Source organism: Cohnella sp. GbtcB17 (assembly GCF_019091135.1).
Lineage (GTDB): Bacteria > Bacillota > Bacilli > Paenibacillales > Paenibacillaceae > Cohnella.
Genome location: NZ_JAGXJW010000390.1, coordinates 1 through 245 on the forward strand (window position 1 = coordinate 1; position 245 = coordinate 245).

A 245-nucleotide genomic window follows, 5' to 3' on the forward strand; every position below is an offset into this window, starting at 1 on the left:
TTGTCGATACGCGTACGATTAATATAATCGGTGACCGGCAATCCGACTTCCTTCCGGAAGATCCGGCTTAGATAGCTTTCGCTTACGTTGACATGCGAGGCGATCTGCTCCAGCGACAGGGCGGCGTGCGCGTAATGCACGTGAATAATCCCCGGGACGGCCGCGATCAACGGATGGCCGCTATCTGGCTTGGTCGTGCTCACGCCATGACGCCTATGCAGGAGCTGCGCAAGAAGCTCAAGCAT

1 protein-coding gene is annotated in these 245 nt (G+C 56.7%); it reads right to left on the reverse strand.

The window, feature by feature from the left end; genetic code table 11:
- On the reverse strand, positions 1-203 hold a 203-nt coding region (locus KVT38_RS34005; RefSeq protein WP_217598118.1), incomplete at its 3' end, for an AraC family transcriptional regulator.
- Between the last annotated feature and the right edge of the window lie 42 nt (positions 204-245).